Origin of the sequence: Couchioplanes caeruleus (assembly GCF_023499255.1) — a bacterium.
GTDB lineage: Bacteria > Actinomycetota > Actinomycetes > Mycobacteriales > Micromonosporaceae > Actinoplanes > Actinoplanes caeruleus_A.
The window spans coordinates 8225223-8246055 of sequence record NZ_CP092183.1 but is presented as its reverse complement, the minus strand read 5'-3'; the positions used below and the strand labels follow the sequence as shown (position 1 = coordinate 8246055).

18 protein-coding genes and 1 pseudogene are annotated in these 20833 nt (G+C 69.7%); 8 read left to right on the top strand and 11 right to left on the bottom strand.

Features of this window, described 5'->3' with window-relative positions; translation table 11 throughout:
* Positions 1-33: 33 nt before the first annotated feature.
* The 7 genes from COUCH_RS37950 to acs all read right to left on the bottom strand — a co-directional run bounded on the left by COUCH_RS37950 (position 34) and on the right by acs (position 10471).
* On the bottom strand, positions 34-954 hold the full coding sequence (locus COUCH_RS37950) for an alpha/beta fold hydrolase (RefSeq protein ID WP_249609937.1): 921 nt from the start codon (positions 952-954) through the stop codon (positions 34-36).
* Between the two features lie 43 nt (positions 955-997).
* The gene (locus tag COUCH_RS37945; RefSeq protein WP_249609936.1) at positions 998-1483 is read right to left on the bottom strand and encodes a hypothetical protein; all 486 of its coding nucleotides are present in this window, start codon (positions 1481-1483) and stop codon (positions 998-1000) included.
* 113 nt (positions 1484-1596) lie between these two features.
* Positions 1597-2007 (bottom strand): hypothetical protein, encoded by a 411-nt coding sequence (locus COUCH_RS37940; RefSeq protein ID WP_249609935.1) that lies wholly within the window; start codon positions 2005-2007, stop codon positions 1597-1599.
* A gap of 200 nt (positions 2008-2207) precedes the next feature.
* A complete protein-coding gene (locus COUCH_RS37935; RefSeq protein WP_249609934.1) occupies positions 2208-2936 on the bottom strand; it encodes a hypothetical protein in 729 nt (242 codons plus the stop codon).
* 350 nt (positions 2937-3286) lie between these two features.
* On the bottom strand, positions 3287-5653 hold the full coding sequence (locus tag COUCH_RS37930) for an immune inhibitor A domain-containing protein (protein WP_249613945.1): 2367 nt from the start codon (positions 5651-5653) through the stop codon (positions 3287-3289).
* A 200-nt stretch (positions 5654-5853) separates the two neighbouring features.
* A complete protein-coding gene (locus COUCH_RS37925) occupies positions 5854-8214 on the bottom strand; it encodes an immune inhibitor A domain-containing protein (protein WP_249613944.1) in 2361 nt (786 codons plus the stop codon).
* Between the two features lie 271 nt (positions 8215-8485).
* The gene (gene acs, locus COUCH_RS37920) at positions 8486-10471 is read right to left on the bottom strand and encodes an acetate--CoA ligase (RefSeq protein WP_249609933.1); all 1986 of its coding nucleotides are present in this window, start codon (positions 10469-10471) and stop codon (positions 8486-8488) included.
* A 224-nt stretch (positions 10472-10695) separates the two neighbouring features.
* On the opposite strand from acs, the gene COUCH_RS37915 reads away from it, so the two are divergent.
* Together COUCH_RS37915 and COUCH_RS37910 are read left to right on the top strand one after the other, a co-directional pair.
* Positions 10696-11439, top strand: coding sequence for an oxidoreductase (locus tag COUCH_RS37915; protein WP_249609932.1), 744 nt, complete (start codon positions 10696-10698; stop codon positions 11437-11439).
* Positions 11440-11520: 81 nt separating this feature from the next.
* Positions 11521-12003, top strand: coding sequence for a PH domain-containing protein (locus COUCH_RS37910; protein ID WP_249609931.1), 483 nt, complete (start codon positions 11521-11523; stop codon positions 12001-12003).
* 302 nt (positions 12004-12305) lie between these two features.
* On the opposite strand, the gene COUCH_RS37905 is transcribed toward COUCH_RS37910, so the two are convergent.
* Both COUCH_RS37905 and COUCH_RS37900 read right to left on the bottom strand, forming a co-directional pair.
* Entirely contained in the window at positions 12306-13106 is an 801-nt protein-coding gene (locus COUCH_RS37905) for an HAD family hydrolase (RefSeq protein WP_249609930.1), read from the bottom strand.
* A gap of 358 nt (positions 13107-13464) precedes the next feature.
* Positions 13465-13818 carry an STAS domain-containing protein gene (locus COUCH_RS37900; protein WP_249609929.1) on the bottom strand — a complete coding sequence of 118 codons (354 nt, stop codon included), beginning with the start codon at positions 13816-13818 and terminating at the stop codon, positions 13465-13467.
* A gap of 238 nt (positions 13819-14056) precedes the next feature.
* Here COUCH_RS37900 and ssd point away from each other — a divergent pair, with 238 nt between their 5' ends.
* From ssd to COUCH_RS37880, 4 genes and pseudogenes are all read left to right on the top strand, one after another.
* Entirely contained in the window at positions 14057-15157 is a 1101-nt protein-coding gene (ssd, locus tag COUCH_RS37895; RefSeq protein ID WP_249609928.1) for a septum site-determining protein Ssd, read from the top strand.
* Positions 15154-15996 (top strand): annotated as a pseudogene (locus tag COUCH_RS37890) (TadA family conjugal transfer-associated ATPase); the annotation flags it as partial. The gene ssd and the pseudogene COUCH_RS37890, both read left to right, overlap by 4 nt.
* Positions 15997-16253: 257 nt before the next feature.
* The gene (locus COUCH_RS37885; protein WP_249609927.1) at positions 16254-16472 is read left to right on the top strand and encodes a hypothetical protein; all 219 of its coding nucleotides are present in this window, start codon (positions 16254-16256) and stop codon (positions 16470-16472) included.
* Positions 16473-16630: 158 nt separating this feature from the next.
* Positions 16631-16903: a DUF6766 family protein gene (locus COUCH_RS37880; RefSeq protein ID WP_249609926.1), complete on the top strand. Its 273-nt coding sequence runs from the start codon at positions 16631-16633 to the stop codon at positions 16901-16903.
* A gap of 131 nt (positions 16904-17034) precedes the next feature.
* On the opposite strand, the gene COUCH_RS37875 is transcribed toward COUCH_RS37880, so the two are convergent.
* Both COUCH_RS37875 and COUCH_RS37870 read right to left on the bottom strand, forming a co-directional pair.
* On the bottom strand, positions 17035-17715 hold the full coding sequence (locus tag COUCH_RS37875) for an ABC transporter ATP-binding protein (protein ID WP_249609925.1): 681 nt from the start codon (positions 17713-17715) through the stop codon (positions 17035-17037).
* Positions 17712-18800: an ABC transporter permease gene (locus tag COUCH_RS37870; protein WP_249609924.1), complete on the bottom strand. Its 1089-nt coding sequence runs from the start codon at positions 18798-18800 to the stop codon at positions 17712-17714. Before COUCH_RS37870 ends, COUCH_RS37875 begins: the two co-directional genes overlap by 4 nt.
* A 173-nt stretch (positions 18801-18973) precedes the next feature.
* Here COUCH_RS37870 and COUCH_RS37865 point away from each other — a divergent pair, with 173 nt between their 5' ends.
* Both COUCH_RS37865 and COUCH_RS37860 read left to right on the top strand, forming a co-directional pair.
* Positions 18974-20182: a sensor histidine kinase gene (locus tag COUCH_RS37865; RefSeq protein ID WP_249609923.1), complete on the top strand. Its 1209-nt coding sequence runs from the start codon at positions 18974-18976 to the stop codon at positions 20180-20182.
* 9 nt (positions 20183-20191) lie between these two features.
* Positions 20192-20827 carry a response regulator gene (locus tag COUCH_RS37860; RefSeq protein ID WP_249609922.1) on the top strand — a complete coding sequence of 212 codons (636 nt, stop codon included), beginning with the start codon at positions 20192-20194 and terminating at the stop codon, positions 20825-20827.
* The last annotated feature ends 6 nt before the right edge of the window (positions 20828-20833 follow it).

Below are 20833 nucleotides of genomic sequence, written 5' to 3'. Positions count from 1 at the left end.
GAATGAGGGCCGCGCTAGGGAAGGCGGCGCGGCTCAGGCCTTGAGCCAGCGCAGGATCTCGCCCGTCACCACGTCCGCCGCCTCCAGGTGCAGGAAGTGCCCGGCGTCCTCGATGAGGCGCCACTCGTACGGGGCGATGACGTACCGGCCCGAACCCTGGGCGGTGCGGGGCAGGACGGCCGTGTCCAGCGCGCCGTGCATCTGCAGGGTGGGTGTGGTCAGGGGCCGCTGCATGAGCTTCACGAAGCGGTAACCCTGCAGCCGCAGCGCCGAGCGGAACACCCAGCGGTACGCCTCCAGCGCGCAGAACGCCGCCTGCGGGATCTGCATGGCTTCCCGGCATCGCGCCACGTAGTCGTGGTGTTCCGGCGTCTGCGTCCACTGGGGACCGCTCCACCGCTCGATCAGCTCGCCGACGAGGGCGGCGTCGTCCCGGGTGAGGACGTGCTCGTAGCGGGGGACCTGGAACTTCAACGTCGGGGCGGTCGCGGCGATCTGACCTCGCGGGTCGGCGAACAGGGCCGCCCGCAGGCGCAGCGGGTGCGCCGCGCCGAGCACGACGAGGCGGCTGACCATCTTGGGGTGGAACGCCGCGGCCGTCCAGCCGATCATGCCGCCGGCCCCCGTACCGACGATCATGGCCGAGCGTTCGCCGAGGGCCCGGATCAGGCCGGTCACGTCGGCGGCCATGGTGTAGCCGTCGTACCCCCGGGGCGGCTTGTCGCTGGCGCCGTACCCGCGCAGGTCCATGGCGACCGCCCGGAAGCCCGCGTCGGCGAGCCGGGTCATGACGTCGTGCCAGGCCCACCAGTGCTCCGGGAAGCCGTGCAGCAGGAGCACGAGGGGTCCGGTGCCCGCCTCGACGACGTGGAAGCGGCTGCCGTTGGCGCCGACGAAACGGTGGGTCCAGGGACCCTCCGTGAGCACGCACGCCTCGTCCACCTGCGAAGTCATGCGCACCAGCGTACGGGCACCGGGCCACGCCGGGCCGTACCGGTCAGCGCACGTGCTCCACGGCCAGCATCTGCACCGGCGTACCCGAGCCGCAGTCGATGCGCAGCCGGGCCGGGGTGAGGCGGGCGCGGACGTACTCACCCTTCTTCAGCGCGGTGCCGGCGTCGGAGTAGACCGCGTACGGCTTGCCGTCGATGTCCACGAGCCCGTAGCAGGGCCCGCTGCCGCCACGGGTGATCCACCCCTCGGTCCACCCGGGGCTGCGTACGACGTCCGTGGGGGTCTTGGGGATGCCGCTGGGCCGCTTCGCACCGGGCGGCGGTCCGGTGGGCACGGAGTTGAACGGGCCGCTGGGGGAGGCGCTGGGGGAGGCGCTGGGCGGGACCGGAGCGGACGCGGGGGCGCCGGACGGGGAGGCGCTGGGCGAGGAGGGCACGGAGATGCCGTTGTCCTCGGCCGGGGTGGACGAGCAGGCGGACAGGAACACGACGACCAGGGACGTTGCTGCGGCCGTACGGAAAAAAGTCATGTGGTTTTGACCTGGGGTCGGCGTCAGCGGTTCCGGCCGGCGCGGGTGAGAAAGGCGACGCCCGGGGGCCGAAGCTCCCGGGCGTCAGATCGTGCGTCGGATGCGCGCTCGTGTCAACAGGCCAGTGCGGCGACCTCTTTGACGATGTCCGCCGTCGGTCTCTTCGCGCTGTCGCACTGCATGATGCCGGTACGGGGCCGTGCGTACGAACTGACGACTCCGCTGACCACGGTGTCTCCACATCGATAGGTGAAGCTGGCCTCGACCAGTTGAACCGACTCGTAGGTGACCATTTCTCCGTCGCCGTCAACGGTGAACTGCCCGGAAGCGTCCTCGTGGGGGGACGGCTCATTCAACGGTGCGATCGCCGGTCCGGCCTGTTGCGCGAATTTGGCGAAAATCGCTGTGGCGTCGACGCCGTCGGATGCCTGGACGGAAGGCACTACCGTGCGGACCGGTCTGAGCTCTGCGGTGAACGGCTTTCCCCGGGAGCTTTTGACGACACCGGACACATCGGTCGCCACGACCTTGCGGGACAGCGGTGCCAATGCGACGGTTCCGCCGCGGCACGGCGCCGATCCCGCGTTCGGCACGGGGGCGGTACTGACGGGGTGTGAGGCAGAAGCAGGGCCCGCAACAGGATCATCGGCACCATCGCAGGCAGCCGCCAGGAGTACGACCCCCAGGGCCATGATTGCTGAAACCGCTTTGCGGGCCGCGTCCATCAGCAGTAGTCCCGTTCGGCCACGTATCCGAGGCTTGCGCTGGTAACGGTGCTGCCGCAGCGCACGGCGCCTTCGCGCTTGAGTCCGAAGCTCGTCGCCTTGCCCTTGCTCTTGACCGTCACGTGCGTTCCGCTCGAGTTGCAGAGGGAGTAGCTGAAACTGCCGCTCGTCTTGCGGGCGCCGGCGTAGAAGACGTATACGCTTCCGGGCTTCATCGTGGCGGTCACGGATTCGGAACCGGAATTGGTCACGCTTCCGGAGGCCGCCAGGGTCCAGGAGACCTGACCGTCCAGGCTGGCGATCACGACATTGGCGCTGACGGTGGCTCCCGAGGTCACCTCGGCGGAGGCGGTGATCGTCCGTTCCCGGGTGGCGGATTTGGTATAGGTCGCCGTGCTGCCCGTGAAGTTCTCGTAGCCCTTCGCGTGGGTGACCGTCCACGGGGTCTTCGTCCCGGTCCACGAATAGGTCGAGTAGCCGGGCTCGCACTCCAGGGGTGCACGGACGATGGCGCCCACCTCGGCGACGTCGACGGCCGTCGGCGCCTTGTCCGGTGCTTGGCCGGAATCGATCTCGTCGGGGTTCACCGCGAACTCCTGGAGGTCCGGGACGTCCGCCTCGTCCGCCGCGGCATTGACGCTGCCGGTCTGCGCGAAGGCGGCAGTGCCCGGCAGAATGCCTGCAGATGCCGCCAGCAGCGCGGCACCGACGCCCATGTGAAAGCGCACGATGATCCCCGTTCTTGAAACTTCGGCGTCGAACGCTCGAGAAATCCGGCAGGGACCTGTCGGCGAGCCGTTGCCGAATTGACCGATGTACCCGCGGCGGTGACATGGCGGCTCGACCCTGAGCGGCTCACCCGGCCTGCGTGTTCCCTTCACTCTAACGATCAAGATCACTATCGCATAGATGATCTTGAGTAATGGATCTCACGCACCGGCGGTCGGCACTGCGACAGTCTCACGGTGGCGCACATCGAAATCCTGGTGTAGCGGACGGCCGTCGATCTGAATGAGCCCGGCCGCAAAGAGCGACGCCCGGGGGCTTGAGGCCCCCGGGCGTCAGACGGTGCGGTGGATCAGGAGATGCGGATCTTCATCGAGGTGCCGTTCTGCGACAGCACCTTGATCTTCACGCCGACCGCGGGGAGCTTGACGCCGGCCCACGGGATCTCGTCGTAGAAGTACTTCTTGGTGTCGTCGAAGGTCGGCTGCGCGGCCTGGCCCCGGACGTAGCTGGCCTTGCCGTTGACGTGCAGCGTGAAGGAGTCGGCCTTCTTCAGGCTGAACGGGGCGTCGTACAGCTGGATCCGGGCCCGCCAGGGCTGGCCCTCGAGGTTGTAGAACGGCGCCGGGTGGCTGTCGATGATCAGGTTGCGACCGGAGCCGGGGTGCTTGTTGACGTTGTTGTCCGCCACCGACTGGTCGTTGTACGAGATCAGCAGGCCCTGCTGGTAGGCGAAGTGCTCCGCCCAGTCCGGCTTGGCCGGCCAGCCGAAGTTGTACGGGCCGGTCTTCAGGTACTTGTCGTACGACACGTAGCTGCGGTTGCCCGCGATGTAGAAGTTGTCGTAGTCCGCGGTGGTGCTCGCGCCGACGACGGTGAAGCCGCCGAGCGTCCACGCCGGGGTGCCCTCGGCGCCGTCGGTGGAGACGACCGCGTCGTTCACCTTGATCGTGAGGTCGTCGCCGAAGAAGCCGCCCTCGGACACGCCACCGTCGGTCAGGTAGTGCAGGCGGACCTGCACCTTCTTGCCGGCGTACGCGTCCAGCGGGACGTGGATGTCCTTCCAGGCGCCGCCGCTGGTGCCGGTGATCGCGGGCCGGCCCGGGTTGCCGCCGTCGGTGCCGAACGGCGCGCCGCCGACGGTGCCGTTCACGGCGGTCCAGTTGGCGCCGTTGTCCTGCGAGACCTCGACGTAGAGGTAGTCGTAGCCCTCTTCGATCGAGTAGCGGCCCTTGAGGTCGAACGCGCCCGAGGTGGCACCGGTCAGGTCGACCGTCCGGCTCAGCGAGGTGTTGAGCCCGTTGTCGTTACCGGAGAAGTACTGCTTCGTGCCCGAGGCCGGTGCGCCGAGGTCGGTGGTGACCTCCTTGTCCGGCAGCACCACGACGACGCCCTGGGCCTTGTCGGTGTTGTACTCCTGCGGGCCGAGGTTCAGGGTCTTCTTCTGACCCGCGACGACGGTCTCGTAGTCCAGCCAGCCGAGCTGCAGCTTGTTCCAGGCGCCGAGGTCGCCGGGGCGCGTGCCGAGGGGCTCGCCCGCGCCGGAGAGACGGCTCTGGGCCATCAGCGTCCAGTACTCGCTGTTGTTGTTCAGGCCGCCGCTGGTGTCGTAGTCGTCCGGCAGGCCGAGGTCGTGGCCGTACTCGTGCGCGAACACGCTGAGGCCGCCGTTCTCCGGCTGCATGGTGTAGTCGGAGATCCAGACGCCGGTGTTGCCGATCTGCTGGCCGCCGTACTTGTTGTACGAGGGGCCGTCGCTGCCGACCGTGTTCAGGTACGCGTTCCAGCGGTGCGCCCAGATGGCGTCCTCACCCTGCTGCGGGTCGCCGTCGGACTGGTCGCCGCCGGCGTGGACGATCTGGAAGTGGTCGATGTAGCCGTCGGGCTCGTTGAAGTTGCCGTCACCGTCGTAGTCGTTGCGGTCCCACTGGTCGAACTGCTTGACCTCGGCGGCGATCTGCGCGTCGGTGCGACCGGCGGCCTTGCGCTCGGCCACCCACTTGTTCACGGCGTCCGTGATGAGCGCCCAGGCGTTGGTGTCGGTGCACTGGCCGTTGATGTCGCAGTCGCGGCCGTAGCGGGCCTCGTTGTACGGCACCTTCACCCAGTCCGAGACCTCGCCCTCGACGCTGTAGCGCCCGGAGGACTGCGTCTCGTAGTAGGTCTTCAGCGACTCGACGTTCTTGCCCTTGCCGAAGTACAGGTCCTCGTAGTGCTTCTTGTTGTAGTCCGGCTGCCAGACCGTGGTGTTGTCCTGAGACCGGTCCGGCGCGGGGATCTTGTTGTGCAGCGGGCCCTCGAACGTCGTGGGGCCCGGCGTGTCCGGGTCGCTGTCGACGTCCGGGTAGTCCGGGTGCCGCTGGTTACCGAACTCCGCCAGGATGACGAAGATCTTGTCGGTGCGCTCGCGGCTCAGCTCGACGTACTGGTCCTGGCCGGCCGCCTTGACGGTGCGGTCGTTCAGGCCGCCGCCACGCGTCTTGCCGACCTTCGCAACGGTGCTGCCGCCACGTCGCTGCGTCTTGATGTCGCCCTTCAGGACACCGTTGACGGCCTCCTGACGCAGCTCGCGGCGCTTGTCCTCAACCGGGTTGGGGAGGTCGTCCATCGCGGCCCGCTTGCTGGCCGCCGGTGTCGGCTCCACCGGGGGCGCCGCTTGGGCCACGGTGGGGAGCGAGATCCCGACACCGGTCACCATCGCGGCGCCGAGTAGTCCCACGACTACTTTGCGCACTACGTACCTCCGTCGACGTACCCGAACGCTGTCGTGCAGCGGCTCGGCGTGCAGAGACCCCGGGTTCGGGGCCTAGGTGAACGTATGCAAAAAGAGAGATGCGTGGAAGTGTTCGGGACCATTTCTTTATGCGGAACAAAGAGCGGCGCCCGGGATAAATCCCGGGCGCCGCCGTTATGTCCGGTTCAGCTGATGCGGACCTTCATCGAGGTGCCGTTCACGTCGACAACCTTGATCTTCACGCCGACGGCCGGGAGCTTGACGCCCTGGTTCGGCAGCTCGTCGTAGAAGTACTTCTGGGTGTCGTCGAACAGCGGCTGCGCGGCCTGGCCCCGGATGTAGCTGGGCTTGCCGTTGATGTGCAGCGTGAACGAATCGGCCTTCTTGAGGCTGAACGGGGCGTCGTACACCTGGATGCGGGCCCGCCACGGCAGCCCCTCCAGGTTGTAGAACGGCGCCGGGTGCGCGTCGATGATCAGGTTGCGGCCCGTGCCCGGGTGCACGTTGGTGTTGTTGTCGACCTGCGACGTGTCCCAGTACGAGATCAGCAGACCCTCCTGGTAGGAGTAGTGGTCCACCTTGTCCGGGGTCGCCGGGTAGCCGAAGAAGTACGGGCCGGTCTTGAGGTACTGGTCGTACGACACGTAGCTGCGGTGCCCGGCGATGTAGAAGTTGTCGAACTCCTCGGTCGAGGTGGCGCCGACGATCGAGAAGCCGTCCATCTTCCACGTGGTGTCGCCCTCGGCCCCGTCGGCCAGCACGGTCGCGCCGTCCGCGGTGATGGTGAGGTCGTCACCGAAGAACCCGCCCTCGGCCACGCCACCGTCGGTGAGGTAGTGCAGCCGGAAGGTGATCTTCTTGCCGGCGTACGCGTTCAGCGGCACCGCGATGTCCGCCCACTCGCCGCCGGTGCTGCCGGTCAGCGCGGGGGTGTTGCTGGCGTCGCGCGGCAGCGGCGCGCCGTTCAGCGTGCCGTCCAGGCGGGACCAGGTGGCCCCGTTGTCCGTCGACGCCTCGAAGTACAGGTAGTCGTAGTCCTGCTCGATGTCGTACCGGCCCTTGAGCGTGACCGCCGCGGTGGTCTTGCCGGTGAGGTCGATGTCGTGCGACAGCGAGTTGTTCAGGTCGTCGGCGTTGCCCGAGAAGAACTGGCCCTCGCCGGCGAACGGAGCGCCCAGGTCGGTGCTGACCTCCTTGTCCGGCAGCACCACGACGACACCCTGCGCCTTCGAGGTGTTGTACTCCTGCGGGCCGAGGTTCAGCGTCTTCTGCTGACCGGCCACGACCGTCTCGTAGTCGAGCCAGCCGAGCTGCAGCTTGTTCCACGCGCCGAGGTCGCCGGGGCGGGTGCCGATGGCCTGGTCGCCCGCCGCGCTGAGCCGGCTCTGGGCCATCAGGGTCCAGTGCTCGTTGTTGTTGTCGCCACGGCCCGAGGTGTCGTAGTCGTCCGGCAGGCCCAGGTCGTGCGTGTACTCGTGCACGAAGACGCTCAGGCCGCCGTTCTCCGGCTGGATGGTGTAGTCGCCGATCCAGATGCCGGTGTTGCCGATCTGGGTGCCGCCGAGCAGGTTGTTCGACGGACCGGTGCGGCCCTGGTCGGTGCCGTACGCGTACCAGCGGTGGCTCCAGATGGCGTCCTCACCCTGCTGCGGGTCACCGTCGGCCTGGTCGCCGCCGGCGTGGACGATCTGGAAGTGGTCGATGTAGCCGTCGGGCTCGTTGAAGTCGCCGTCGTTGTCGTAGTCGTACCGGTCGTACTGGTCGAACGACTTCATGTCCGCGGCGACCTGCGCGTCCGTGCGGCCGGCGGCCTTCTGGTCCGCCACCCACTGGTTGGCGGCGTCGCGGACGAGCGCCCACGTGTTGTTGCAGACGTGGCTGCCGCAGAAGTCGCGGCCGTACCGGGCCTCGTTGTAGTTGACCTTGACCCAGTCCGTGACCTCGCCGTCGACGCTGTAGCGCCCGGACGACTGGGACTGGAAGTAGGTCTTCACCGACTCCTTGCCCGCGCCCTCACCGAAGTACAGGTCGCGGTAGTGCTCGGCGTTGTAGTCCGGCTGCCACACCGTCGAGTTGTCCACCGAGCGGTTGGGCGCGGGGATCTTGTTGTGCAGCGGGCCGTTGAACGTGGTCGGCCCGGGCGTGGCCGGGTCGCTGTCCACGTCGGGGAAGCTGGGGTGCCGCTGGTCGCCGAACTCGGCCAGGATCACGAAGATCCGGTCGGTCCGCTCGCGGCCGAGCTCGACGTACTGGTCGGTGCCGGACTTGGCAACCTTGCGGTTGGTCACGCCGGAACCCTGGGTGCGGCCGACCTTGACGACGGTGCTGCCGTTCCGCTTGATCGGCTTGGCCTTGCCGCTGACGACGTCGGCGACGGCCTCCTGGCGGAGGGCGCGACGCTTCTCCTCCAGCGGGTTGGGCAGATCGTCCAATGGTGCCGCACCGGTCTTGGCCACCGGCGCTGGATCGACCGGCGGTGCAGCGAGGGCGCCGTTCGGGAGCATCATCCCGACACTGGTCGCCATCGCGGCGCCGAGCAGTCCCACGACCACCTTGCGCACTACGTTTACCTCCGTTGGCATGACCGCGCGCTGTGGTGCAGCGACGGCGGTGAACCGCCCCGGATTCGAGGCTCAGGTGAACGTATGCAACTACACCGATGTGTCGGAAGGGGTGACACGAATTGTTCGGCGATGGTTACGCATTATGGATCTTCCATAATGCAAGAACCGGCAAAAGGTCGAAAATGGACCGTAGCCATGAAACGGCGGCAGATCCCTACGATCGCAGATCTGCCGCCATTCATAGATGATTATCTCAGTCTTCGGACTTGGCCCCCTGCATGCCCGACGAGATCAGGTCCATCACGGTCGAGTCCTGCAGCGTCGTCACGTCGCCCAGCGACCGGTTCTCGGCCACATCGCGCAGCAGCCGCCGCATGATCTTGCCGGAGCGGGTCTTGGGCAGCTCGGCCACGAGCATGATCTGCCGCGGCTTCGCGATCGGGCCGAGCTTCTTCGCCACGTGGTTGCGCAGGTCCTGGATGAGCTTCTCGCCCGCGTCGCCGGCGGTGTCCACATTGCCGCGCGGGATGGTGAACGCGACGATGGCCTGGCCGGTCGTCGGGTCGGTCGCGCCCACGACCGCCGCCTCGGCGACCGACGGGTGCGACACCAGCGCCGACTCCACCTCGGTGGTGGAGATGTTGTGCCCGGACACCAGCATCACGTCGTCGACCCGGCCGAGGAGCCAGAGCGCGCCGTCCTCGTCCTTCTTGGCGCCGTCGCCGGCGAAGTAGATCCACTCGTCGCCCGTGCCGGCGCCCTTGCCGAAGCGCGACCAGTACGTGTCGATGAAGCGCTGGTCGTCGCCCCAGATGGTGCGCAGCATCGAGGGCCACGGCTCGCGCAGCACCAGGAAGCCGCCGCCACCGTCCGGCACCGACTCCGCCTGGTCGTCGACGACGTCCGCCGAGATGCCCGGCAGCGGGGTCATGGCCGAGCCCGGCTTGGTGCTCGTGACGCCCGGCAGCGGGGAGATCATGATGCCGCCGGTCTCCGTCTGCCACCACGTGTCGACGATCGGGCAGTTGTCGTGGCCCACGTTCGCCCGGTACCACATCCAGGCCTCGGGGTTGATCGGCTCACCGACGCTGCCCAGGAGACGCAGCGAGGAGAGGTCGTGCTTGGCCGGGATGTCGTCGCCCCACTTCATCATCGTGCGGATGAGGGTGGGCGCGGTGTAGAGGATCGTCACCTTGTACTTGTCGACGATCTCCCAGAGCCGTCCCTTGTGGGGGGTGTCCGGGGTGCCCTCGTACATGATCTGCGTGGCGCCGTTGGAGAGCGGGCCGTAGACGATGTACGAGTGGCCGGTGACCCAGCCGATGTCGGCGGTGCACCAGAAGACGTCGGTCTCCGGCTTGAGGTCGAAGACCGCGTCATACGTGTACGACACCTGGGTCAGGTAGCCGCCGGTGGTGTGCAGGATGCCCTTCGGCTTACCGGTCGTGCCCGAGGTGTAGAGGATGAACAGCGGGTGCTCGGCGTCGAACGCCTTCGGCTCGTGCTTCTCGCTCGCCTGCTCGACCGTCTCGTGCCACCACAGGTCCTTGTCGCCCCATGTGACGTCCTCGCCCGTACGGCGGACGACCAGTACGTGCTCGATGCTCGGGCACTGGGCGACGGCCTCGTCCACGGTCGGCTTGAGGGCCGACGGCTTGCCCCGGCGGTAGCCGCCGTCGGCGGTGATCACGACCTTCGCGTCGGCGTCCTGGATGCGGGTGGCGAGGGCGTCGACGGAGAAGCCGCCGAAGACCACGCTGTGCAGCGCGCCGATCCGGGCGCAGGCCAGCATCGCGACCGCCGCCTCGGGGATCATCGGCAGGTAGATCGCCACCCGGTCGCCGGCCGTGACGCCCAGCTCGGTCAGCGTGTTCGCCGCCTGGCTGACGCTCTTGAGCAGGTCGGCGTACGTGATGGTGCGGGTGTCGCCGGGCTCGCCCTCCCAGTGGATCGCGACCTTGTCGCCCCGGCCGGCCTCGACGTGCCGGTCCACGCAGTTGTACGCGATGTTGAGCTCGCCGCCCACGAACCACTTGGCGAACGGCGGGTTCGACCAGTCCAGGGTCTGCTCCCACCGCTTGGTCCAGGTCAGGCGCTCGGCCTGCTGCTCCCAGAAACCCAGCCGGTCGGCGGCGGCCCGGTCGTAGGCCTCGGCCTTGACGTTCGCCTCGGCGGCGAGCGCGGCCGGCGGCGGGAACTGCCGCGTCTCCGAATACAGGTTCTCCAGCGTCTCACTCATGAGGGCGGCTCCTCTGCCGTGACCGGTCTCTCTTGGGTTGAACAGTAGTTCTGCCCGGTGCGCCGGGGCGAGAGCTGCAAGCCGTACCGCCCTTCTGCCGCGCCGAGTGGCAGGGCGTGCGCGCCGACCGGGCAGCACGTGCTCGGTACTGCGCGAATCTTGCCACTTCCGAGCCCGTATGCGCAGCCCATGTTTCGTGTGTTTTTCACGGATACGGTAGGCGCGTGACGAACGATCCCCTGGCTCCGCTGCTCGCGCTCACCGACGTGGAGGCCGCTCTGGCCGACGCCCGAGCCAAGGCCGACGCCGCCATGCGGCACCGGGCGCTGCGCCGCAACGGGGGCCAGGTGGCCGCCGAGGTGGGACTGCGGGCGGCTGTCGCCAGCGCCGCGCTGGAGGAGCACCGCCACGACCTCGCGGCCGTGCGCGCCGGCACGGTCACCGACCCGGTCGTGCAGGGCGCGCTGCGGGTGTCCGAGGCGCTCGGCGGGCTCGTCGACCTCTGGCCGCGCGCTCCGCGCCAGGTGCTCGCCCGGCTGCACGTGCTGGCCGCCCGGGGCGCGGTGGCCGACGCGGACCTCGGCCGGCTGACCTCCGGCGCCGAGCGGATCGACGCCCTCGCCGGCCTGGTCGCCGGCAACGAGCGGACGCCGCCGCTGCTGCTGGCCGCGATCGTGCACGCCGAACTGCTGACGCTGCGCCCGTTCGCCGGCCCCGCGGGCGTCGTGGCGCGGGCCGCGGCCCGGCTCACCCTCGTCGCCCGCGGCTTCGACCCGCGCGGGCTCGTCGCAGTCGAGCAGGGCCACCTCGACCGCGAGCCGGAGTACGTGGGCGCCGCGGGCGCCTACGCCACCGGTACGCCCGACGGTCTGCGCTCCTGGCTCCGGCATTACGCGGCCGCGGTCTCGGCGGGCGCCGACCATCTCACGCAAATCTCGGACGAGGTGCTGGCACCTTTGGGCACATAGGCCATCGCCCGGTCGGGCCTCATCTGCATCGAAGACCGAAAAGCCGGATTCATCCCCGCGCGGGTTGGCATACTCGTCCGCGTGGGAGTGGACTGGGTTCGGCCGTATTCGCCCGGAGTCGGCCGGTGGCTCGTCATCGGCTGGGAAGCCATCGCGTTCGTCCTGCTCGGCTGGGCCAGCGTGGGCCTGTTCCAGGTCGAGGGCAACGGGGTCACGTACCTCGCGATGGCCCTGACGGCGCTCTGGGTGGTCGGCGGCTGGCGCATCCTCGAGATGGGCGTCTACGTGGGCCCCACCGGGCTGCAGATCCGCGGGCTGCTGCGATCGCGCCGGCTGTCCTGGGACGAGATCGCGCACGTCCGGCTGCACCGGCACACCAACAAGATCGGCCGGTGGGAGATCGAGGGCGGCATGACCGTGCTCATCGAGCGCCGCGACGGCTCCACCGTCAACACCGAGCTGTGGGCGCAGGGCGTCGACTTCCACAACCGTCCGCACCTGTTCCGCGAGGTCTACCACGACCTGCGCAGCCGCCACCTGGAAGCCAAAGCGGCCGGGACGTAGAAGGCGGCGCGGCCGGACGGTCCGGACATCAAGGACGGCGCCTCGCATCCGAGGCGCCGTCGCTTGCGCGTCCGACCGGGTTATCAAGCGTGCACCTGGGTCGTTGTCGGCAGTCCCGCCGGAATCCGGTGGGTCCCGCCGCAACGTGCCTGCCGTGGCTGATCGCGCGTGGGTTCCCGGTGGCCGTGCACGGAACCTGCTGTCATCAAGGTCCGCGTGTTCTTTCTACGCCCCGCCGCCCTTGATCGCCAGGGTGAAAGCTACTTTGTGTGATTGGTCAGACGCTTCCGGGTGACCGTCGTCTATGCCAGGGCGGCCCGGGTGCGGCGGTGCCGGCCGTACAGCGCGATGCCGATCGCCACCCCGACGCCCACGCCGAGCGCCGCGGCCGCCATCGGCACCGCGGGGCGTTCTCGCAGCCTGCGGCCCAGGGGCACCGGGTGCCGGAACTCCAGCACCGGCCACGACCGCTCCAGCGCGACCCGGCGCAGGGTGCGATCCGGGTTCACCACGGTCGGCCGGCCCACGGCCTCCAGGAGCGGCAGATCACTGCTGGAATCCGAGTAGGCGTAACACTCCGCAAGGTCGTAGCCGCGCTCGTCGGCGAGCTCGCGCACGCCCGCGACCTTGCTCTCGCCGGCCGCGTAGAACTCCACCTCGCCGCTGTAGCGCCCGTCCACGATGCCCATCCGCGTGGCGATCACGTCGGTGACGCCGAGCAGCTCGCCGATCGGGCGCACCATCTCGTCGCCCGACGCCGACACCAGCACGACGTCGCGCCCGGCCGCCTGGTGCTCGCCGATCAGGACGGCGGCCTCGGCGTACACGTATGGATTGATCAGCTCCTGCAGGGTCTCCGCGACGATCTGCTGGACCTGCTCGACGCGCCAGCCCTTGCACAACGCGGCCAGGTAGTCCCGCGTGCGCGCCATGGTCTGCTCGTCGGTGCCGCCCAGCCGGAACATCAACTGCGCGTAGGCGGACTTCACCACGTCGCGGCGGCTGATCAGCCCATCACGGTAGAAAGGCCGTCCGAAGGCCAGCGCGCTGGACTTGGCGATGACGGTCTTGTCGAGATCGAAGAACGCGGCACTCTGGCCCACGGGCCGAAAGTGTAGCCGCAAGACGCACCCATTTCCGGTGACGGTGGGTACTCGACGGTGAGCCGCTGCTGAGGCATGCTTGTGTTGCGACTGGGATTCATGTTGTCACTGATTGATGATGTAACCCACGGTCGCTGATCCGCTCCACGCACTTCGAAACTCTCGGTGGTTGCGCCCCCCGCGATCACCGAGCCGATTCGGCTCGACCCCCCCGGAGCCGAATCCTCGGACGGCCCCCGTCACCCCCGACGGGGGTCGTTCCCTTTCCAGGTACGGCCACAGCAACGCCGACGACGCACACGCGAAGCGACCATCCGGGCGGGAGTTGTGGTCCAGCCCCACGGGCCCTGCCGTCCGGTCAGGCTCCCGTGGCCTGGCTCAGATCGGCGGACTGCCCGTCCTCCATGCCGAACAGCTCGCACAGGCCGGTCACGGAGAGCACCCGCCGGAAGCTGGCGCTGGGGTTCGTCACCACGAACCGGGTATGCGCCTCGGCCGCCGCACGGTAGCCCTCGATCAGCGCGCCGAGGCCCGTGGAGTCGATGAAGGTGGCGGCGGTGAGATCGATGCGGATCTCGGCCGGCGACCACTGGGACAGGGCGTCGCGGATCCCCTGAGCGACCTCGTCGGCGCTGGAGAAATCGATCTCTCCCCGGATGGTCACCAGTGCGGTGCCGTCCTCGCCGAGCGCGCTCCGGATCGGGTTCTCCATGCCAACTCCATCGGTCGTGTCGGCACCAACATACCCAACGCGCGGCGTGTCCACTCGCCGCGTGCCTGCGCCACCCCTCCGCCTCCGGCCCCCGCGTCATAGCAGATCAGCCCGTCGGCCACAGGTTTTCCACAGGACTCGAAGTTATCCACAGGTCGTCGTTCCCCGGTTGAGCGGGGCTCCCGGCGACCGCCACGGTGAGGACCTCGTTCCGTCCGCCGTGACCGTTGGAGCCGCGATGTCCGCCCGTACCCCCGTCCCGCCCGGACCGCCCCCGGCCCTGCCGCTCGTCGTCACCGCCGACCCGGTCCTGCTCGACGACCTGCTGCGGCTGGCCGCCGTGGGCGGCACCGAGGTCGACGTGGCCCCGGACCCCGTCGCCGCCCGGTCCCGCTACCCGCAGGCGCCGCTGGTCCTGATAGGCGCGGACCAGGCCGCGGCGTGCCTGCGCGCCCGGCTGCCCCGGCACCAGCGGGTCGTCGTCGTGAGCCACGAGCCCATCGCCCCCACCGCCTGGGACGTCGCCCGCTCGATCGGCGCGCAGCACGTGGCCGTCCTGCCGGCCGCCGAGCCCTGGCTGACCGACCTGTTCACGCAGCCTCCCGGCCCGTCACCGGCCGGACGCGTCCTGGCCGTGCTCGGCGGCCGGGGCGGCGCGGGCGCGAGCACCCTGGCGGCCGGGCTCGCCGTCACCGCCGTCCGCGAGGGTCAGCGCACGCTGCTGCTCGACGCCGACCCGCTGGGCGGCGGCCTCGACCTCGTGCTCGGCTGGGAGGAGCTCGACGGGCTCCGCTGGGCGGCGATCGCCGAGGCCGGCGGTCACGTCGACCCGTCCGCTCTGCTGCGGGCCCTGCCGCACCGCGGTGACCTGGTGCTGCTGTCGTACGGCCGGTCCGCCGCCCAGCCGGTGCCGCCCGAGGCCATGGCGATCACCATGGACGTCGCCCGCGACCGGCGCGACCTCACCGTGGTCGACCTGCCCCGGCACCTGGACGGCGCCGCGGTGATCGCCCTCGAGGCCGCCGACCGGGCCTATCTCATCGTCCCCGCCGAGCTGCGGGCGACGGCCGCGGCTGCCCGTGTGGCCGCGGCCGCGCGGCTGCACTGCCGGCACCTGTCCGTCGTGGTGCGCGGCCCGTCGCCGGGGCGGCTCAAGGCCCGCGAGGTGGCCCGCTCGCTCGGCCTGCCGCTGGCCGGCTCCCTCCGGCCCGAGCAGGCACTGTGCCACGGGCTCGAGCGGGGACACGCGCCCACGGCCGAGGGGCGCGGACCGCTGGCCGAGCTGTGCCGGCGGCTGCTGAAGGACCGGACCGACGCGGGAACGGCGGAAGCGGCATGAACGGACAGCCCACCACCGCATCCCCGACGCTGGCCGAGCGGGTACGGCGGCACATCGCCGAGGAACGGCTCGACGCGACGCAGGCCACCCTGGTCACCGCCGTGCGCCGGGAGGCCGACGCGGCCGTCCTCGGCGACCCGACCGTGCAGCGCCTGGCCGGCCGGGTCCGCGACCACCTCGTCGGCGCCGGCCCGCTGGCCCCGCTCCTCACCGATCCGGCGGTGACCGACGTGCTGGTCAACGGCGTGCAGGTGTGGGTCGACCGCGGCGAGGGCCTGCACCGGGCCCCCGTGGACGTGGGCGGCCCGGACGACGTACGCCGCCTCGCTCAGCGCCTGGCCGCCGCATGCGGCCGACGGCTCGACGACGGCCTGCCGTATGCGGACGCGCGCCTGCCCGACGGCACCCGCCTGCACGCCGTCCTCCCGCCGGTCGCCACGACCGGGCCCTATCTGTCGCTGCGCACGTTCCGTCAGCGCCCGTTCAGCCTCGGTGACCTCGTCCGGCACGGCACAGTGCCGCCCGCGCTCGCCACGGTCCTCACCGCGGTCGTGGAAGCGCGACTGGCCTACCTGGTCACCGGCGGTACGGGCACCGGCAAGACCACGCTGCTGGCGACGCTGCTCGGCCTCGTACCGCCGACCGAGCGCATCGTGCTCGTCGAGGACGCCGCCGAGCTGCGGCCGCTGCACCCGCACGTCGTGACGCTGCAGGCGCGCACCTCCAACGTCGAGGGCGCGGGAGCCGTGAGCCTCACCGATCTCGTCCGCCAGGCCCTGCGCATGCGACCGGACCGCCTGGTCGTCGGCGAGTGCCGGGGCGCCGAGATCGTCGACCTGACGACGTGTTATTGAATCGCACCCCGGGTAACCGGCGGCAGCCTGTCAGGTCCAGATGAGGCGCGACACGCGAATTGAGGACACCCGCGTGCCGGGCGCAGGGCGGCTGATCGCCTACCTTGGTGGGGTTGCTCCTCTGCGTCAGGCAGACGGCTCCGGGACCCATCTCGATGGTGAACCCCCGGACCATCGGCCCGGGATCTTGAAGGCTCCGCTCTCCTCGGCGCCGTCCCGGCCGGGGTTCCGGAGGAGGATTGATGCCTGACGAAGCGGAGGAACACCCGGAACGGGAGTCGGACCCCCAGCCCCGCTCGACGGCGATCGATGAGATCGCGCCGGTCGTGTGGTGGGCCCTGGAAGCTGTGGCGCTCTACTTGGAGTGCACAGGTCACGAGGGCCTCAGCTGGAGTGCTAAGGCCCTCGTGGTGGGTGGACGACTGGCCGTCGAGCTATGGCAGGCGAAGGCGACCAAGTAGTCGCTGGGCGTGGGGATTGAGACAAGAGCTGGGCAAGTCGGACCGTGAATCGGAACAAGAACAGAAGATCGGCCAGTACGCCGACGGAGGGCTCCCCGGCTTGATCTCGGGTCCACGGTGTGCGGCTATGGCTGTTCTCCAACTCTCTCGGTCTCACCATGGGCATCATCTTCCTGCTGTCCTGGTTGGGCCAGTTCATCGCCGGTGTCGCTGCCTACAATGAGGAGCAGCTCGGCAACCTCGAGGACCCCGTCGCCTGGACCGAGTACTTACAACGACCGGACTTCTGGAACCGCACTCTGCAGAACTGGCAATCCGAGCTGCTGGCCGTGGCGTCGATGACCATTCTGGCGATCTACCTGCGGCAGCGAGGCTCCTCGCAGTCCAAGCCGGTTGGAACCGCCCACGACACCACCGGAGTCGAAAGCTGAGCCGCCGGGCCGCGCGCCCGGCCAAGGCCGTCAATCCAATGTGGTGGCTTGCCGGCGTAGCTTACTCGCAGATCAAGATCATTAGGTAACGGGTGGCCCGGCGGTCGATCTGCCGGGATCATCTACGTGGTTCAGCACTGGGCGAGGTGGCGGAGGCGCCCGTCGTGGACTTCGGTGATCTGGTCGACGGCGGTGAGGTGGGTGTGGTCGTGGGTGACCAGGACAGTTGCGGTGGCCTGCTGGTGGGTGAGGCGGGTGATGAGGTCGATGATGGCGGCGCCGCGTTCGTGGTCGAGGGCGCTGGTGGGTTCGTCGACGAGCAGGATGGTGGGGTCGTTCATCAGGGCGCGGGCGATGTTGACGCGTTGGCGTTGGCCGCCGGAGAGCTGGTGGGGACGCCGGCGGGCCTGGTCGGCCAGGCCGACTGCGTCGAGGAGGTCGAGGGCGCGGGCGTGGGCCTTAGCCGGTGAGCGGCCGTCGATCTGGGCCATTACCTGGAGCTGTTCGGCGGCGGTCAGGGAGGGCAGCAGGTTGGGCTGTTGGAAGACGATGCCGATCTTGTGGCGGCGCAGGTCGGTGAGTTCGTTGCGGCTCATGCCGGTGGTGTGGATGCCGTCGATGGTGACGGTGCCGGTGTCGGGGGTGATGAGGGTGGCGGCGACGGCCAGGAGGCTGGACTTGCCGGAGCCGGAGGGGCCGACGACGGCGGTGAGGCTGCCTTTGGGGACGTCGAGTGTGACGTGGTCGAGGGCGGTCAGGCGGCTCTCGCCGTCGGGGTAGGTGAGGGTGATGTCGGTCAGGTTGAGGCTCATCGGGCGCTCCCCAGGGCGGTCAGCGGGTCGACGGAGGTGATGCGGCGGATGGACAGGCCGGCCCCGAGGGCGCCGAGGAGGATGATCACAGCGGCGGGGAGCAGGACGGTGGCGGGGGTGAGCAGGAACGGCACCGTGCTGCCGGCGACGAGCGCTCCGAGGCCGGCGGCGATGCCGGTGCCGATCAGGGTGCCGCCGGTGAGCAGGATGACGGCCTGGCCGAGTGCGTCCTTGAGGAGGTTGGCGGTGGAGGCGCCGAGGGCTTTGAGGACGGCGACGTCGCCGCTGCGCTGGATGGTCCAGACGGTGAAGAAGGCGCCGATGACCAGGGCGGAGATGGCGAACAAGAAGCCGCGCATCAGCTGCAGGGAGCCGTTTTCGGAGGTGTAGGAGCCGATCGCGGACAGCGAATCGTCCTTGGAGACCGTCCTGGTGCCCGCGGCCTGGTCGGCGGCCGCCGTGTCGGCGCCTGCGGTGGTGTTCACGGCGATCACGGTCGCGGTCTCGCCGTCGCCGCCGGTGGTGGGTGGCGCGGCTTTCTGCCAGACGTCGAGGCTGGTCCAGATGACCGGGGTGTGGCTGTAGGAGGCGTCGCCGCGGACGGCGGCCACGGTCAGCTGCTGTCCTGCCAGGGTGAAGGTGTCGCCTGCCTTGATGGCGAGGTTGTCGGCGGCCGTGGTGGACAGCACCGCCGACTCGTTGTCGATCTTGTTGCTGTCCGGGGCGAGTTTCGAGCCTGGCCGGACGCCGAAGGCGGAGACCGCGGTGCTGTTGTTGCCGGCGGTGGCCTTGGTGGTGGTGATTCCCAGCGGTTCGGCGCGGGTGACTCCGGGGGTCTTGGCCCATTGCTGCCACTGTTTTTCGGTGACGGTTGAGTTGGCGTATGACACCTCCTGTCCGCCGCTGGGCGCCTGGAAGGCGATCTTGTCGGCGGGCAGGCCGGTGATGGCGGAGACGTTCTGCTGGCCCAGCCCGGCGGTCAGCCCGGACAGCAGGCCGACCAGCAGGGTGATGAGCACGATGACGATCCCCATCAGGGCGAAGCGCCCCTTGGCGAACTTCAGATCTCTCCAGGCGACGAACACGGCTTCTGGCCTGCTCTTTCTGGCGATGGAATCGGTGTGTCTCCACCATCGCTGCAGACCCCCTGCGCGGACATCTGGCGAGGGAGGGCATTTCGCGGGCCGAAGGACGGTACGAGACTTGTAACTTCCGATAGAGGCCGCCTGGCGGCGGGGGTCTTTAGGCTGGAAGGACTGTGAAGACCACCGCTGCCGCCCTACCCCCGGCCACCCGGGCTCTGACCTGGTGCCTGCACCTGCTGATCGTCGCGCTGCTCAGCCTGGCCGCAGGCCGGGCCGTGGCCGACGGTCGGCCTCACGCCGCGATGACTGTCGCCGTAGCCGTGGCGTGTGTTGTGGTGTATGCGGCTGGTCCGGCCCTGCCGCGTGTGCGCCGCTTCCCAATGGCAGCTGCGGTGTGGCTGGCTGTCGTCGGCGCCTGCTGGCTGGTGTTGCTAGCGTTGTCCGCCGACGCTGTCTGGGTGGCTTTCCCGCTGTACTTCCTCCAGCTGCACCTGCTGCCCCGCCGCGCGGGCCTGGCCGCAGTCGCCGCGACCGCTGTCACGGCGATCACCGCGTTCGCGGTCCATCAGGGCTTCTTCAGCCTTGCCATGGCGATCGGCCCGGTGCTGGGTGCCGCGGTTGCCGTTGCGGTGGTGTGGGGGTACCAGGCTCTGTACCGCGAAAGCGAACAGCGCCGACGCCTGATCGAGGAACTCACCGTCACCCGGGCTGATTTGGCCCGAGCCGAGCACACTGCTGGGGTGCTGGCCGAACGGGAGCGCCTGGCCCGCGAGATCCACGACACCCTCGCCCAGGGCCTGTCCAGCATTCAGTTGCTGCTGCGCGCCGCCGAACGCGCCCTGCCCGGCACCCCCGAAAACGCGGCCGGCTATGTCGGACAGGCCCGCCAGGCGGCGGTGGACAACCTCGCCGAGGCCCGCCGCTTCGTCGCCGCCCTCACCCCGCCCGCCCTGCACGACGCCACCCTGCCCGGCGCGTTGGAACGCCTGTGCGCCACCACCTCCGCCCGGCACCGCATCACCGCACGCTTCCACCTCACCGGAGATCCGGCTGCGCTGCCGACCGCCCACGAGGTCGCGCTGTTGCGCATCGCCCAGTCCGCTCTCGCCAACACCGTGCAACATGCCCACGCCGCCACCGTCGAGGTCAGCCTCAGCTACCTCGGCGACCACGTGGCCATCGACGTCGTTGACGACGGCACCGGATTCGACCCCGACCAGCAGCCCGCCTCCACCCTTGACAGCGGCGGCTTCGGGCTGACAGCCATGCGAGCCCGGATGCATGCTCTCGACGGCACCCTGACCGTTGAATCCGCCCCCGGCCGCGGCACCATCCTGGCTGCCCAGCTACCCCTGCCCGCGCCCGCCGACAGCGACATGTGAGGCCCACCGGTGACCGACCATCCCATCCGGCTGCTGCTGGCCGACGACCACCCCGTGGTGCGCGCCGGGCTGCGTGCGGTCCTACAGACCGAACCCGACCTCGTCGTGGTGGCCGAGGCCGCCACCGCTGAGGACGCGATCACCCGCGCTGCCCAGGGCGACATCGACGTTGTCCTGATGGACCTGCAGTTCGGTAAGGGAATGGGCGGCGCCGAGGCCACCGCCCAGATCACCGCCCGTCCGGGCGCCCCCCGGGTGCTGATCGTCACCACCTACGACTCCGACGCCGACACCCTGCCCGCCATCGCGGCCGGCGCCTCCGGCTACCTCCTCAAAGACGCCCCACCCGAGGACCTGGCCGCCGCCGTGCGCACCGCCGCCACCGGAGGCACCACCCTGGCCCCCACCGTCGCCGACCGCCTCATGAACCGGCTCCGCACCCCCGCCACCACCCTGACCCGGCGCGAGACCGAGGTCCTCGCACTGGTCGCCGAGGGGCTGTCCAACCAGGCCATCGGCCAACGGCTGCACCTGACCGAGGGCACCGTCAAATCCCACCTGGCCCGCATCTACACCAAACTCGGCGCCGACTCCCGCACCGCCGCCGTAGCCACCGCCACCGACCTCGGCCTCATCCGCCGCTGAACCAAA

What these genes read in the sequence shown, in the direction of transcription:
- COUCH_RS37900 (WP_249609929.1), bottom strand. Translation starts at nt 13,818, where the DNA reads ATGGAGAACCCGATCCGGAGCGCGCTCGGCGAGGACGGCACCGCACTG.
- COUCH_RS37950 (WP_249609937.1), bottom strand. Translation starts at nt 954, where the DNA reads ATGACTTCGCAGGTGGACGAGGCGTGCGTGCTCACGGAGGGTCCCTGG.
- ssd (WP_249609928.1), top strand. Translation starts at nt 14,057, where the DNA reads ATGTCCGCCCGTACCCCCGTCCCGCCCGGACCGCCCCCGGCCCTGCCG.
- COUCH_RS37885 (WP_249609927.1), top strand. Translation starts at nt 16,254, where the DNA reads ATGCCTGACGAAGCGGAGGAACACCCGGAACGGGAGTCGGACCCCCAG.
- COUCH_RS37945 (WP_249609936.1), bottom strand. Translation starts at nt 1,483, where the DNA reads ATGACTTTTTTCCGTACGGCCGCAGCAACGTCCCTGGTCGTCGTGTTC.
- COUCH_RS37880 (WP_249609926.1), top strand. Translation starts at nt 16,631, where the DNA reads ATGGGCATCATCTTCCTGCTGTCCTGGTTGGGCCAGTTCATCGCCGGT.
- COUCH_RS37875 (WP_249609925.1), bottom strand. Translation starts at nt 17,715, where the DNA reads ATGAGCCTCAACCTGACCGACATCACCCTCACCTACCCCGACGGCGAG.
- acs (WP_249609933.1), bottom strand. Translation starts at nt 10,471, where the DNA reads ATGAGTGAGACGCTGGAGAACCTGTATTCGGAGACGCGGCAGTTCCCG.